Here is a 14,086-nt window from a genome sequence, read left to right on the forward strand (position 1 = left end):
CAAATAAACAGTTCAACAAATAAACGATTCAACAAAATGATAGATATATCTCAAAAAGAAGTATGGTTTGTAGTAGGAAGCCAAGAATTATACGGTGAAGAAACACTTAGAAAAGTAGCAGAACATTCTCAGATAATTGCAAAAGGATTAGATGCTTCATCTTCAATTCCGGTAAAAGTGGTTTACAAAGATGTGGTGAAATCGCCTTCGCAGATTTTAGATGTTTGTTTGGCTGCGAATTCAGAAAAAAACTGTATCGGAATTATAGCTTGGATGCATACTTTTTCGCCTGCAAAAATGTGGATTGGCGGTTTGAGTATTTTGAAAAAACCATTATGTCATTTACATACACAATACAATGCTGAAATTCCATGGGGATCTATCGATATGGATTTTATGAACCTGAATCAATCGGCTCACGGAGATCGTGAATTCGGTTTCATCATGTCTAGATTGCGTAAAAAGCGTAAAGTTGTAGTTGGGCATTGGGAAGATGAAAGAGTTCATAAAAAAATAGGAATTTGGTCAAGAGTAGTTCTTGGATGGGACGAACTTCAGAACCTAAAAGTAGCTCGTATTGGAGACAATATGCGTGAAGTTGCCGTTACAGATGGTGATAAAGTAGAAGCTCAGATTCGTTTCGGAATGTCGGTAAACGGATACGATTCTTCAGATGTGACAAAACATATCGAAAAAATAACAGAGAAAGAATTAGCTGATTTATTAGCGGTTTACGAACAATCATATACTTTGACTGATTCTTTAAAAGAGGGCGGAGCACAAAGAAGTTCTTTGGTTGAAGCAGCAAAAATCGAATTAGGTTTAAGAGCTTTCCTTGAAGAAGGAGGTTTCGGTGCTTTTACGGATACGTTTGAAAATCTTGGAGCTTGGAAACAACTACCAGGAATTGCAACACAAAGATTAATGGCCGACGGTTATGGTTTTGGCGGTGAAGGAGACTGGAAAACGGCTGCAATGGTTAGAGCTTTAAAAGTAATGAATATTGGTCTTGAAGGCGGAACTTCTTTCATGGAAGATTACACATACCATTTCACGCCGCAAAAATCATATGTTTTAGGGTCGCATATGTTGGAAATTTGTCCATCTATCGCTGATGGAAAACCTTCTTGCGAAGTGCATCCTTTAGGAATTGGCGGAAAAGAAGACCCAGCTCGTTTGGTATTTAATTCGCCTGCTGGAGATGCAATCAATGTTTCTTTGGTAGATATGGGAACTCGTTTCCGTTTAATTGTAAACGAAGTTGAAGCGGTTAAACCATTGGCTGAATTACCAAAATTACCAGTTGCCAGAGTTTTATGGGATTGTAAACCAAATCTTGATATTGCAGCAACAGCATGGATTTTAGCAGGTGGAGCTCATCACACCGTTTACAGCCAATCGATAACAACTGAATATATGGAAGATTTTGCAGATATTGCTGGAATCGAATTATTGGTTATTGATGAAAAAACAACTGTTAGAGAGTTTAAAGATAAGATTAATGCGAATGAAGCTTATTTTCATTCGTTTCAGCATGGACTTTAATTAAAGGTACAAGGTTCAAAGAGGCAAAGGTTCATAGGTTTTAATTTTGTCGCTTTTGATTTTTTCATATCTTACATTTCACTTTTTACAATTAAAAATATTATTTATGAATGTATTAAAACGTTGTGTTTTTGGAATCGGCCTGTTAAGTCTGGCTTTAGTTTCAGTTCAATGCAAAAGCGATAAAAAAATGGATGCTACAGTTTCAGATCAAAAAGCAGCAGTAACGATCGAAAAATCGGCTTACGGAACAACTGCAAAAGGAGAAAAAATCGACAGTTATAAGTTGAAAAACCAAAACGGAATGGAAGTAGATATTATCACTTTTGGTGGTATTATTACCGATTTGAAAGTTCCTAATAAGGAAGGTGTTTCTGAAAATGTTGTAATCGGATTTAATTCTTTGGCACAATACGAAAAAGAGAATCCGTTTTTTGGAGCTTTAATTGGAAGGTACGGAAACCGCATTGCGAAAGGAAAATTTTCTTTGGATGGAAAAGAGTATCAATTGGCAATAAATAATGCGCCAAATGCTTTACACGGAGGACCGAATGGTTTTTTTAAAGTGGTTTGGAAAGCAGATGAGATTAAATCTGGAGAAACAGCTTCTTTAAAATTATCATATTTAAGTAAAGATATGGAAGAAGGTTATCCAGGAAATTTACAAGTTTTTGTGACTTATACATTGACAAATGATAATCAATTAGAAGTTTTATATGAAGCAGCAACAGACAAGAAAACGGTTGTGAACTTAACGCAGCATTCGTATTTTAATTTATCTGGAGATTTTTCTAAAACAATCTTAGATCACGAATTGACTTTAAATGCGGATAAAATTGTTCCAGTTGACGCGACTTTAATTCCAACAGGAAAATTAGAGGATGTTGCCAATACACCTTTTGATTTTAGAACACCAAAATTGGTTGGTAAAGACATCGAAGCTAAAAACGAGCAGTTAGAAAGAGGAAAAGGTTACGATCACTGCTGGGTGTTGAACAATCCTGAAAAAGGAAAAACAATCATTGCAAAAGTATACCACGCAGCAAGCGGAAGAGTTTTGGAAATGACTACTGATGAGCCAGGAATTCAGTTTTACTCAGGAAATTTCCTTGATGGAACTTTACCAACACGCGACGGAAAAACATACGGACACAGAACGGGATTATGTTTGGAAACAGAGCATTATCCAGATTCTCCAAATCAGAAAAATTTCCCAACAACGGTTTTAAACCCGGGAGAAAATTATAAAACTAAAACTACTTTTAAATTTTCAGTAAAGAAATAGTTTTGGAATTTGTTAATTAGTTCAGTTCTCAAAAAACCTCGAAAGCATTGCTTTCGAGGTTTTTTTTATAAAAGTACCAATAGAAACAAAGAATTCGCTCATTTTTGTCATTTCGACGAAGGAGAAATCTCCGCGAGTAACTCGATAAAGATTTGAGAATTCCTATGTAGAGCTTCTTGTGAAGATTTCTCCTTCGTCGAAATGACAAGATTGCGGATAAAACTTTACGACTTTGCCAGATTAATTGATTCGAAAAAGAAAAAACTTAATTTAGCAATAAAAATAAAAATGAAACATTTATTCCAAGCAGAATTAAATTGGACTTCAAAAAAAGAAGAAAATCCAACTTCAAAAATTTACAGTAAAACACATCAAATTAAAATTGAAGGCAAGCCAGTTTTGGATGTTTCGGCGGCAAAAGCATTTAAAGGAGATCCCGCATTATATAATCCAGAAGATTTATTGTTAAGCAGTTTAGTTTCCTGCCATATGATGTCCTATTTATATGTATGTTCTCAAAACGGAATAGAAGTTCTCGAATATGCAGATAACGCCGAAGCAGTACTTGAAGTTTCTACAGATGGAAGAGGGCGTTTTGTTGAGGTTAGGTTAAATCCAAAAGTAAAAATTTCAAATCCAGATCAAATTGAATTGGCTTTGGAATTACATTTTAAAGCAAACCAATTGTGTTTTATAGCAAATTCGTGCAACTTTCCTGTTTTGCATGATGCAAGTTGTGAGGTTTCCAGGATATAAGTGATGTAAGTTCATTTAAATGCAGAGCTTTAAACGCAAAGTTATATTTACTTACATGCTTTATATGGTTTAAAAAATACCATAAAAAAACCTCTTCATTGCTGAAGAGGTTTTACGTACCCGGAGCCGGAGTCGAACCGGCACGGTTTCCCACAGGTGTTTGAGACCAGCGCGTCTACCAATTCCGCCATCCGGGCTTAGCAGACGAAAAAACAACTAATAAGTCAATTGTTTTAACGCAATAGAATGAAGTCATAAATGGCGCCATTCCTTTAACACGGTGCAAATGTAAAAAATAAATTTAAACCAACTACTAAAAATACTTAAATTTTTCCTTTCAGTGTCCAATAAATTTTATAAATTTGCACCTCGTTAAAACGACGCACACACAACTAACTACACCCGAGGCATTTATGCAGGTTTTGCTTTACCTAAAATGATAAAGTCGAATTGTGCAGAGCGCAGCGGAGCAAAAACAACAAATTATAATGTCGCACCTAGAACCAGAAGCTAAAATTTTTGCTTGTTCACAAAGTGTTTATCTTGCAGAAAAAATTGCAGAACAATACGGAATTCCGTTAGGAAAAGTAACGATGTCAACGTACAGTGATGGAGAATTTCAGCCGTCTTACGAAGAGTCAATTAGAGGATTACGCGTTTTTATCGTGTGCTCAACATTTCCAACTGCTGATAATTTGATGGAATTGTTATTAATGATTGATGCGGCAAAACGCGCATCAGCAAGACACATTACAGCTGTTATGCCTTATTTTGGTTGGGCAAGACAAGATAGAAAAGATAAACCAAGAGTTCCAATTGGAGCTAAGTTAGTAGCTAATTTATTAGATGCTGCAGGAGCGACAAGAGTAATGACAATGGATTTGCATGCAGATCAAATCCAAGGATTTTTTGAAAAACCAGTAGATCATTTATTCGCATCTACTATCTTTTTACCATACGTAGAAAGTTTAAAATTAGAAAACCTAACAATTGCATCTCCAGATATGGGAGGTTCAAAAAGAGCATATGCTTACTCTAAGTTTTTAGAATCAGATGTAGTAATCTGTTACAAACAAAGAAAAGCAGCCAACGTTATCGACACTATGGAATTGATTGGTGAGGTAAAAGGTCGTAACGTAATATTAGTAGACGACATGATCGATACAGGAGGAACTTTAGCAAAAGCTGCAGACCTAATGATCGAAAAAGGAGCGCTAAGTGTTAGAGCAATTTGTACACACGCTATATTATCTGGCAGTGCGTATGAGAAAATCGAAAATTCAAAATTGACAGAATTAATCGTTACAGATTCAATTCCGTTAAAGAAAGAATCAAAGAAAATAAAAGTAGTGAGTTGTGCACCGCTTTTTGCAGAAGTTATGCACATGGTGCACCACAACAATTCCATTAGTGGAAAATTTATAATGTAGAAGCAGTAGGCTTTAGGCTATAAGCCGTAAGCAATGTTACTCATTTTAAAAAAAAGCTTAAAGCGTATTGCTTAAAGCTTACAGCAAAATAGAATATTTTATTAATAACTATATTTTTTTACAATGAAATCGATTACAATTAAAGGATCAGAAAGAGAAAGCGTGGGCAAAGTGTCAACTAAAGCCTTACGTAATGCTGGACAGGTTCCTTGCGTTTTATACGGAGGAAATCAGGCAGTACACTTCTCAGCAGACGTTACAGCATTTAAAAACTTGGTTTACACTCCAAACGCTCACACAGTTGTGATCGAACTTGGAAAAGGAAAATCATTCAATGCAATTTTACAAGACATTCAGGTTCACCCTGTATCTGACAAAATTTTACACATTGACTTCTTTCAATTATTTGATGAGAAAGAAATCACTATGGAAGTTCCAGTAAAAATTGTTGGTACATCTAAAGGTGTTCTTGCAGGTGGTGTTTTACGTTTAAACCAACGTAAATTAAAAGTTAAAGCTTTACCAGCAAATCTTCCTGATTTTGTTGAAGCTGACATCACTCCACTTGAAATGGGTAACAAATTATATGTTACTAAAGTTGGTGCTCCAGAATACAAAATTATGCACCCAGACAACACAGTTGTTGCTCAAGTAAGAATTTCTCGTGCTGCTATGAAAGCTGCTCAAGAAGCTGCAAAAGCTGCAAAAGCTCCTGCAAAAGGAAAGAAAAAATAATTTTTTTCAAATCATACAAAAAGCCTCAATCTTACGATTGGGGCTTTTTTTTTTTTGAGGTTCTGAGATGCTGAGGTACTAAGGTTCTAAGTTTTTTAATATGAGAGGGCTTCGACTTCGCTCAGCTTGACACGCTTAATGTTTGTCAGGCTGAGCGGAGTCGAAGCTCTGTATAGTTATAACTATGTATTGTAGAGCTACTTGCGATCCTTCGACTTCGCTCAGGATGACATAAGAGTAGCACAAAATAAAATCAGTGTTAGCCTGTTTTATCTGCGTACCATTCTTAGTGACCTTTACGGTTAAATAACCACTAACAGGCAATTATCTAATTGTCACATTCACAAATTATCTAATTATCCAATTGCCACATTCTCTAATTAATCTTACTTTTGCATCATGATAAAATGGATAACAAAACTGTTTTCATCAACACCAAAAGAAGAGAACACAGAAGATAATATGAAACCGGAGGTTCACGAACACCAAAAAAACAATATAAAAAGCGTGAGTAAAAAATATTTAATTGTAGGTTTAGGAAATATCGGAGCCGAATACGTAAACACAAGACATAATATCGGATTTAAAGTATTAGACTTTTTAGTTAAAAAAGAAGGTCTTTCATTTGAAACTGTAAAATTAGGAGCGTTAGCGGAATACAAATTTAAAGGAAGAACATTTTTGCTTCTTAAGCCAAATACCTACATGAATTTGAGCGGAAAAGCAGTAAAATATTGGATGGATAAAGAAAATATTCCGTTAGAAAATATTTTGGTAATTACTGATGACTTAAACCTGTCGTTTGGAACGATCCGAATTAAGCCAAAAGGAAGTGATGGAGGTCATAACGGACTAAAAAATATCAATCTTGTTTTGAATACGCAGCAATATGCCCGCTTTAGATTTGGAATCAGTGATCAGTTTAAAAAAGGGCAGCAGGTTGATTATGTTTTGGGAGAATGGGATGAAGATGAAAAAGCAAAATTGACAGAACGTTTAGAGGTTGCATCAGAAATTATAAAATCTTTTGGTACAGCCGGTCTTGAAAACACGATGACAACCTTTAACGGAAAATAAAGAGTATCAGATGTTTGTCTTGGATAAAATTCAATTTATCAATTAATTAAATTGAATTATAACGAAATACTATTTTCAATTCCAAAGTTAAATGTCTAAATTTGGAATAAATTATTTATAAACCATAAAAATCATAATACCATGGCTTTTGAATTACCACAATTACCTTATGCATATGATGCATTAGAACCACATATTGATGCACGTACAATGGAAATTCACCATTCAAAACATCATAATGCATACACTACAAATCTTAATGCTGCTATTGCAGGTACAGATTTAGAAGGAAAAACAATCGAAAATATCTTAATTAACCTAGATAAAACTAATGCAGCTGTTCGTAACAATGGTGGAGGTTTTTACAACCACAATTTATTCTGGACAGTAATGGCTCCAAATGGAGGCGGATTGCCAACTGGTGATTTATTAGCTGCTATCGAAGCTTCTTTTGGAACTTTTGAAGAGTTTAAAGCAAAGTTTGCTAAAGCTGGTGCAACACAATTTGGTTCAGGATGGGCTTGGTTATGTGTACACAAAGGCGGTAAATTAGACGTTTGCGGAACTCCAAACCAAGACAATCCATTAATGCCAGAAGTTGGCTGTGGTGGAACTCCAATTTTAGGAATGGACGTTTGGGAGCACGCTTACTACTTAAACTACCAAAACAGAAGACCAGATTATATTGAGGCTTTCTTCAACGTAATTAACTGGACAGAAGTTGCTAGAAGATTTGCTTTAGATAAATAAGAAGATAGAGTAAAGAATAAAGAGAAAAGACGGATGCGCAAGTGTCCGTCTTTTTTTATTTAGTATCATCTTTTCTCTTTGTTCTATTTTCTTTATTCTATTCTCTAAAAAAAAGTAAAATAAAAAAGGCGGAATCTCTTCCACCTTTTTTGCCCCAAATCTACCATAAACTTAACCTACTAATGTTATGGTTCAGTAAATGTATGGCAGCTATTCTTGTGAAAAAAACTTTTTAGTTGAATGGCAAATATATCCGACAAAAAGCTGTAGATATCTGTTTTTTAGGTGTTTAAATTTATTTCAATAAAAAAGGCGGAATCTCTTCCGCCTTTTTTGCCCCAAATCTACCATAAACTTAACCTACTAATGTTATGGTTCAGTAAATGTATGGCAGTTATTATTGTGAAAAAAACTTTCTAGTTGAATGGCAAATATATTCGACAAAATGGAATAAAAGATGCAAGGTGAGATATTTGAGTTTACTCCAATAAAAAAGGTGGAATTGCTTCCACCCTTTTTGCCCCAAATCTACCATAAACTTAACCTACTAATGTTATGGTAGTTCAAAAGTATTATAGCTTTTCATTTTTACCAAACAAACAGGATAAACGGCAAAAAAAACCGATGAAATGCACAAATTAACCTTTTGTTAGTATTTTATTAATAAGCTCTTGCATCTTTTCCTTCATAGAAATTCATGAAAGCTCTGTTTACAACTCGATTTCCTCCCGGAGTTGGATAATCTCCTGTAAAGTACCAGTCGCCCAGGTTTTTAGGACATGCAATGTGTAAATCTTCTACTTTTTGGAAAATAATTTTAACTTCGGCATTAATCTCTGGTGAGCTTAACATTTCGGCAATTTTATCTGAAACTTCTTCAGGAGTAAATTGATCGTAAATTGCAGTTACATAATTAACAACATCTTTATCTTCAAAATTTTCCTGCGCTTTACATTTAGCATAAACTTCATCAACGATATGGTATAAGTTTCTTTCCTTTAGTAAAGTTAATGCTGCTCTAAAAGCAACAAGACCTTCTAGTTTCGCCATATCAATTCCGTAACAATCAGGATAACGAATTTGCGGTGCCGATGAAACAATAACGATACGTTTCGGATTTAAACGATCCATCATTTTTATGATGCTCATTTTTAAAGTCGTACCACGAACAATACTGTCATCAATAATAACTAAATTGTCTTCTGGTTTAATTACGCCGTAAGTAACATCATAAACGTGAGCAACTAAGTCATCACGACTGCTGTCTTCGGTAATAAAGGTTCTAAGTTTAGCATCTTTAATAGCAACTTTTTCCGTACGGATTTTTACTGCTAATAGTTCTTGCAATGTTTCAGCAGTAAGTGTATTTCTGTTTGCTAAAATATAATTGTTTTTTCTCTGATTTAAGAAATCCTGAGCAGCTTCGACTAAACCATAAAATGATGTTTCGGCTGTATTTGGAATATACGAGAAAACAGTATTATCTGTATCGCTGTCAATAGCTTTAAGAACGGCTGGTAAAATTAGTTTTCCTAAGTTTTTACGTTCTTGGTAAATTTCAGCATCACTTCCTCTTGAGAAATAAATTCTTTCAAATGAACACGCTTTTTTAACGGTTGGTTCCAAGATTTGGTTCATAGAAACATTTCCGTTTTTCTTGATAATCAAAGCATTTCCTGGATCGATTTCTTGAACGCTCTCAAACGGAACATTAAACACAGTTTGAATAACTGGTCGCTCAGAAGCTACAACAACAACTTCATCATCTTGATAGAAGTATGCTGGACGAATTCCAGCTGGATCTCTAAAAACAAATGCGTCACCATGTCCTAACAAACCTGCCATTGCATAACCGCCATCTAAGTTTTTAGCTGAGCGAGTTAAGATTTTTGCAATATCTAATCTTTCAGCAATTACCGGTGAAGCTTCTCTTTTTGAATAACCTTCAGCTTTGCAGTCTTGGTACAATTGCATTACTTCTTTATCTAAAAAGTGACCAATTTTTTCCATTACCGTAACAGTATCTGCCATTTCTTTTGGATGTTGTCCAAGCTCAACTAGATTTTCAAAAAGTTCCTTAACATTCGTCATGTTAAAGTTTCCTGCCAAAATCAAATTACGATGCATCCAGTTACTTTGACGTAAAAATGGATGAACACTTTCGATGCTGTTTTTTCCAAAAGTTCCGTAGCGAACGTGTCCTAAGAACAATTCGCCAACATATGGAATTTGTGATTTTATTTTATCAACATCATCACCAATTTCAGGATTCGCTTTTAATTCTTCGCTGATTCTCTCATTGATTTGTTTAAAAACATCTTGTATTGGCTGTGAATGATTTGAACGAACTCTGCTTATGTAGCGTTGTCCAGGCTCAACATCAAGTTTAATGCTTGCAAATCCAGCTCCGTCTTGACCACGGTTGTGCTGTTTTTCCATCATTAAATACATTTTCTGAATTCCGTAAAATGCAGTTCCGTATTTTTCTTTATAATATTCAAGCGGTTTAAGAAGTCTAACTAAGGCTATACCACATTCGTGTTTTAAAGCGTCGCTCATTGTTTTTGTATTTTGTGTTGTTGTAAGTTGTGTGTATTAACGTAATAAAAAAGCCCCGTTTTATCGAGGCTCTTAGGCATTATATTTCTATGTCAAACTGAGTTAACGACTTAAATTGTTGTAATCGAATCGCTACTTCGGCTTTGCTTAATGTTTCCATCCTTTCAGTTCCAAATTTCTCTACACAAAATGAAGCTAAATTCGAACCGTAAATAATTGCATTTTTCAAGTTGTTAAACGAAATGTTTTCGCTTTGTGCAATGAATCCTGAAAATCCACCTGCAAAAGTGTCTCCTGCTCCAGTTGGGTCAAAAACATCTTCTAATGGTAAAGCTGGTGCAAAGAATACTTCTCTATTGTGGAATAAAAGTGCGCCGTGTTCTCCTTTTTTGATCACCACATATTTTGGTCCCATATCTTGGATTTTAGCCGCTGCTTTTACTAATGAATATTCACCAGAAAGTTGTCTTGCTTCTTCATCATTGATTGTAATAACATCTACACGTTTAATAACGTCTAGTAATTCTGGAAGAGCGCAGTCCATCCAAAAGTTCATTGTATCTAAAACAACTAATTTTGGTTTTTTCTCCATTTGGTCTAAAACACTGCTTTGTACTAACGGATGTAAGTTTCCTAACATCACAACATCAGCATCTTTGTAGTTTTGAGGAACTTTTGGCTGAAAATCAGCTAAAACGTTTAACTCCGTTACAAGAGTGTCTCTAGAATTTAAATCGTTGTGATACAAACCACTCCAGAAAAAGGTTTTTCCGCCTTTTACAATTTCGATACCAGAGATATCAATATTTTTTGAAGTTAAAAGATCTAAATGTTCTTGAGGAAAATCGTCGCCAACTACAGAAACTATGGCCGATTGCAAGTTAAAAAAGGATGCTGATAAACCAATGTACGTTGCAGCACCACCTAATATTTTATCTGTTTTTCCGAAAGGAGTTTCAATCGCGTCGAAAGCAACTGTTCCAACAATCAATAATTTATTCATTTTATGAATTTCGAATTAGGGTGCAAAGATACTTCATAAGTTGCAATATTGCAATGGTTTAAGTTCTCAAAATTTTCATAAAAAATTGAGGACGATTTCGAGCTTAAAACTATTGGGAATGAGTAAATTATCGAAGGTTCTTTTGAGTGCTCAAAATATCATTTTCAGAATTAAATTGCAATATTTATTTTGGAAAAAATGCTGCATATTTTTGTTAGATTTGTTTCAACATCAAATCTCATTTATGAAGAAAATTATAAGCTTATTAATGTTGATCTGTTTTTTGATTTCTTGCGAACAAAAAGAGCCTAATTTTTCGAAAGAAATGATTCAAAAGTTAGTTTTTAAGGATGATGGTTTGCCTCCGTATTATCTGAGATTAGATTTATATATTTTAACAAACAATAACGAAATCCATCAGACAAATAATAATGAATTGATGTTTTTTTATAAAAAATACTATTCTAAGGATTTCAAGTCTTTTAATCAATTTCTAGATTCGAGTCTTAATACCAATTTTGTTTTTGATAAAAAGCTATTTAAAAACAAGAGTTATTATTTAGAAAGCTTTAAATTAAATTCAAAAATCAAAAATGAATACAATAGTTTAGAATTTCATGATTTTTTGAAAAAATATTCAAAATCATCACATAGAAAAGATAGGCTTGAATTAAAAAAATCAAATTTAACTTCTATTGAATATTCAACAGTAAAATATCTTTTATATATAAACAAATACGATATAAGTTCTGACTGTTATCTAGGAATTGATTATATTCGAAAAAGAGAAGATTCTTTTAAATAAAACTACAACTGATACTTCTTCTCAAAATAATTTTTTAGAAAGCGTAAAATATGTTCTAGTAACTGTCAGCGATAGTGATTTTAGTTGTGATTCTTTAATTTATCTACATTTTTAATCCAATTGATGGCATCTTTCATAGGCTCTTGATTGTCTGAAAATGCTGTGTTGTGGCCTAATTCTGGAAACAATTTATATTCATAAGGTTTTCCTTTTGATTTTAATTTATCAAGATATTCGAGGGATAGTTTCACTGGAACCTGAATATCTTTGCTTCCAAAAATCCAGATTCCTGGAATTGATAATTTAGAAAGAATATCATTGGGATTTGTGTCAATAAACTCATATTTGTCTGGGTCATTGAATACGTGTTTTCTTGCCTCTTCTTCGGAATGTGTATCCCAAAAATTTTTATCACCATTTGTATAAAATTGGAATCTCAATTGCTCTTTAACGGTTATAAGTGCTCCGCTAAATATGGTCATAAATTTGACTTTCCTATTTTTCTCCGCAGCCAATGGAATTATCCATCCGGCTTGACTGCCTCCTATTAAGCCTATTGCTATTTGATCATTTTTTAAATGCTTGGACAAAGTATTTACAGCGGCACTTGCATCTAAAGACAAAAGATTTAGATTGAAGAAATCAACATTGTTAGTTCCTACTTCAGGTCCGGCATATACACCAGCTGATTCTCCGACGCCGCGTTTATCATACGTTAAAACAGCAATTCCATTGTTGGCTAGATTTGCAGCAAAGTCTATCATTCTTTTTTCTTGCCCTGATCCGTGAACAATCACAACGGCTGCTTGTATATTTTTAGGTGTAAAAAAAGTTCCCGCGAGTGAGATTCCTTCGCTAACAAATTTTATTTCCTTAGTAGTAAAGTTTGGCGGAACTGCTGATGTGTAATTAGTAACAGATAATAACAATAATAGTAAGATATAATGGGCGTGTGTTTTTTTTGCTCTTAGAACAGATTTGAAAATTGACGTTTTATTTTTCATCTTTAGATCTATAGTTGATATTTCTTATCAAAATAATTTTTTAAAATCCCAACTTGAACTAAAACCATAAAAGGTACTATTAAAACAGCATACAATGTGGTTTTAGAAAGATGAATTCCTGAGAATGCATTTGCAATTTTGTCCGTATATAATTTTCCAATTTCCAGATTATTTTCTGAAACTGAAAAAAGAGATATGTAAATAATTAAAGCAACGATTGCAGTTCCTATAAAAAACCAAACAGGTTTAGAAATCAATGGTTGGTATGTTTTGATTTTTTTCTCTTCTAATAAATGAACTTCGGTCATTATTTTAGAAGTAAAATCGAATGATGGTGACTGCAGTTTTTCTTCAGCCATCATTTTATCAATAAGTTGTTCTATGTTTTTATCGCTCTCTTTCATAACATTCTATTATTTCTGGTTCTAGCTGCTTTCTCAAAATTACGGCTAATTTTTGTCTGCTTCTAAATAATTTTACTTTCGCATTATTTGCTGATATATTCATGATTTTTCCAATTTCTTCTAAATTTTGATCGTCAAAATAAAATAAAGTCAAAAGGAAATTTTCATCATTGGGTAATAAGTTTAAACATTTCTGAATCGTATGCTTTCGTTCTTTTTCTTCTAAAACACTTAGTGCATTATCCATGGTTTTGATTAAATGAGAAGAAAAATCATCAATCGAAATGTTTAGATCTTCTTTTTTGTTTTTCTTCAATCTGTCTAAACAAGTATTATAAGCAATCTTGTAAATCCAGGTCGAAAATTTAGAATCACCTTTGAATTTATTTAAAGAACTAAAAACCTTAATAAAGGTATCTTGTGCAACTTCTTCTGCTTCTTCTCGATTTTTTACCATTTTGAGCGCCAATGTAAAGATCATATCTTTATAACGATCAACAAGTGTGGCAAAAGCATTTGTCTCGCCATGCAAAATTTTATCGATATAATGTTGATCATTTAGTGTGCTCATATTATATAGGACGACAGTTTGTTTATTTAGGTTACAACATTTTAAAAATAAATTCTAAATATGAAAAGGAAATTCCAATTGCAGTATTGAACTTCGTCAAAGTTTTAAAGTTTGACAAAGTTTGTCTTGTAAAAAATATATTCAAAATTAACTGATTATCAG

Annotated in this window: 13 protein-coding genes and 1 tRNA gene; 8 read left to right on the forward strand and 6 right to left on the reverse strand. The window is 33.6% G+C overall.

Annotated elements, in window-relative coordinates:
* The first annotated feature begins 36 nt into the window (after positions 1-36).
* The 3 genes from araA (at position 37) to B0A75_RS07160 (ending at position 3,586) form a co-directional block, all read left to right on the forward strand.
* A complete protein-coding gene (araA, locus tag B0A75_RS07150) occupies positions 37-1,545 on the forward strand; it encodes an L-arabinose isomerase (protein ID WP_089053609.1) in 1,509 nt (502 codons plus the stop codon).
* A 106-nt stretch (positions 1,546-1,651) separates the two neighbouring features.
* Positions 1,652-2,830 carry an aldose epimerase family protein gene (locus B0A75_RS07155; RefSeq protein ID WP_089053610.1) on the forward strand — a complete coding sequence of 393 codons (1,179 nt, stop codon included), beginning with the start codon at positions 1,652-1,654 and terminating at the stop codon, positions 2,828-2,830.
* Between the two features lie 288 nt (positions 2,831-3,118).
* The gene (locus B0A75_RS07160) at positions 3,119-3,586 is read left to right on the forward strand and encodes an OsmC family protein (RefSeq protein WP_089053798.1); all 468 of its coding nucleotides are present in this window, start codon (positions 3,119-3,121) and stop codon (positions 3,584-3,586) included.
* Between the two features lie 117 nt (positions 3,587-3,703).
* Here B0A75_RS07160 and B0A75_RS07165 read toward each other — a convergent pair.
* Positions 3,704-3,783: transfer RNA gene (locus tag B0A75_RS07165), tRNA-Leu, on the reverse strand.
* A gap of 291 nt (positions 3,784-4,074) precedes the next feature.
* On the opposite strand from B0A75_RS07165, the gene B0A75_RS07170 reads away from it, so the two are divergent.
* The 4 genes from B0A75_RS07170 to B0A75_RS07185 all read left to right on the forward strand — a co-directional run bounded on the left by B0A75_RS07170 (position 4,075) and on the right by B0A75_RS07185 (position 7,578).
* Positions 4,075-5,016 carry a ribose-phosphate pyrophosphokinase gene (locus tag B0A75_RS07170; protein WP_089053799.1) on the forward strand — a complete coding sequence of 314 codons (942 nt, stop codon included), beginning with the start codon at positions 4,075-4,077 and terminating at the stop codon, positions 5,014-5,016.
* 123 nt (positions 5,017-5,139) lie between these two features.
* Complete coding sequence (locus tag B0A75_RS07175) at positions 5,140-5,751, forward strand: 50S ribosomal protein L25/general stress protein Ctc (protein WP_089053611.1); 612 nt, start codon at positions 5,140-5,142, stop codon at positions 5,749-5,751.
* 399 nt (positions 5,752-6,150) lie between these two features.
* A complete protein-coding gene (gene pth / locus B0A75_RS07180; protein WP_089053612.1) occupies positions 6,151-6,828 on the forward strand; it encodes an aminoacyl-tRNA hydrolase in 678 nt (225 codons plus the stop codon).
* A gap of 141 nt (positions 6,829-6,969) precedes the next feature.
* On the forward strand, positions 6,970-7,578 hold the full coding sequence (locus tag B0A75_RS07185; protein ID WP_089053613.1) for a superoxide dismutase: 609 nt from the start codon (positions 6,970-6,972) through the stop codon (positions 7,576-7,578).
* A 660-nt stretch (positions 7,579-8,238) separates the two neighbouring features.
* Here the strand turns inward: B0A75_RS07185 and B0A75_RS07190 are convergent.
* Complete coding sequence (locus B0A75_RS07190) at positions 8,239-10,137, reverse strand: amidophosphoribosyltransferase (RefSeq protein ID WP_089053614.1); 1,899 nt, start codon at positions 10,135-10,137, stop codon at positions 8,239-8,241.
* Between the two features lie 79 nt (positions 10,138-10,216).
* Positions 10,217-11,140, reverse strand: a complete 924-nt coding sequence (locus tag B0A75_RS07195; RefSeq protein WP_089053615.1) for a PfkB family carbohydrate kinase — start codon at positions 11,138-11,140, stop codon at positions 10,217-10,219.
* 244 nt (positions 11,141-11,384) lie between these two features.
* Here B0A75_RS07195 and B0A75_RS07200 point away from each other — a divergent pair, with 244 nt between their 5' ends.
* On the forward strand, positions 11,385-11,945 hold the full coding sequence (locus tag B0A75_RS07200) for a hypothetical protein (RefSeq protein ID WP_089053616.1): 561 nt from the start codon (positions 11,385-11,387) through the stop codon (positions 11,943-11,945).
* An 80-nt stretch (positions 11,946-12,025) separates the two neighbouring features.
* Here the strand turns inward: B0A75_RS07200 and B0A75_RS07205 are convergent, their stop codons facing one another.
* The 3 genes from B0A75_RS07205 to B0A75_RS07215 are packed head-to-tail and all read right to left on the reverse strand — an operon-like array spanning position 12,026 to position 13,924.
* Entirely contained in the window at positions 12,026-12,949 is a 924-nt protein-coding gene (locus B0A75_RS07205) for an alpha/beta hydrolase family protein (RefSeq protein WP_089053617.1), read from the reverse strand.
* Positions 12,950-12,957: 8 nt separating this feature from the next.
* Positions 12,958-13,353: a hypothetical protein gene (locus B0A75_RS07210; protein WP_089053618.1), complete on the reverse strand. Its 396-nt coding sequence runs from the start codon at positions 13,351-13,353 to the stop codon at positions 12,958-12,960.
* Positions 13,337-13,924: an RNA polymerase sigma factor gene (locus B0A75_RS07215; RefSeq protein ID WP_089053619.1), complete on the reverse strand. Its 588-nt coding sequence runs from the start codon at positions 13,922-13,924 to the stop codon at positions 13,337-13,339. The genes B0A75_RS07210 and B0A75_RS07215 overlap by 17 nt, the downstream gene beginning before the upstream one ends.
* Positions 13,925-14,086: the final 162 nt, after the last annotated feature.

The sequence above is a fragment of the Flavobacterium oncorhynchi genome, from assembly GCF_002217355.1.
Classification (GTDB): Bacteria; Bacteroidota; Bacteroidia; order Flavobacteriales; family Flavobacteriaceae; genus Flavobacterium; species Flavobacterium oncorhynchi.

Coding starts and splice junctions, on each gene's coding strand:
- B0A75_RS07200 (WP_089053616.1), top strand. CDS start 11,385: ATGAAGAAAATTATAAGCTTATTAATGTTGATCTGTTTTTTGATTTCT.
- B0A75_RS07185 (WP_089053613.1), top strand. CDS start 6,970: ATGGCTTTTGAATTACCACAATTACCTTATGCATATGATGCATTAGAA.
- araA (WP_089053609.1), top strand. CDS start 37: ATGATAGATATATCTCAAAAAGAAGTATGGTTTGTAGTAGGAAGCCAA.
- pth (WP_089053612.1), top strand. CDS start 6,151: ATGATAAAATGGATAACAAAACTGTTTTCATCAACACCAAAAGAAGAG.
- B0A75_RS07195 (WP_089053615.1), bottom strand. CDS start 11,140: ATGAATAAATTATTGATTGTTGGAACAGTTGCTTTCGACGCGATTGAA.
- B0A75_RS07155 (WP_089053610.1), top strand. CDS start 1,652: ATGAATGTATTAAAACGTTGTGTTTTTGGAATCGGCCTGTTAAGTCTG.
- B0A75_RS07175 (WP_089053611.1), top strand. CDS start 5,140: ATGAAATCGATTACAATTAAAGGATCAGAAAGAGAAAGCGTGGGCAAA.
- B0A75_RS07210 (WP_089053618.1), bottom strand. CDS start 13,353: ATGAAAGAGAGCGATAAAAACATAGAACAACTTATTGATAAAATGATG.
- B0A75_RS07170 (WP_089053799.1), top strand. CDS start 4,075: ATGTCGCACCTAGAACCAGAAGCTAAAATTTTTGCTTGTTCACAAAGT.
- B0A75_RS07160 (WP_089053798.1), top strand. CDS start 3,119: ATGAAACATTTATTCCAAGCAGAATTAAATTGGACTTCAAAAAAAGAA.
- B0A75_RS07205 (WP_089053617.1), bottom strand. CDS start 12,949: ATGAAAAATAAAACGTCAATTTTCAAATCTGTTCTAAGAGCAAAAAAA.
- B0A75_RS07215 (WP_089053619.1), bottom strand. CDS start 13,924: ATGAGCACACTAAATGATCAACATTATATCGATAAAATTTTGCATGGC.
- B0A75_RS07190 (WP_089053614.1), bottom strand. CDS start 10,137: ATGAGCGACGCTTTAAAACACGAATGTGGTATAGCCTTAGTTAGACTT.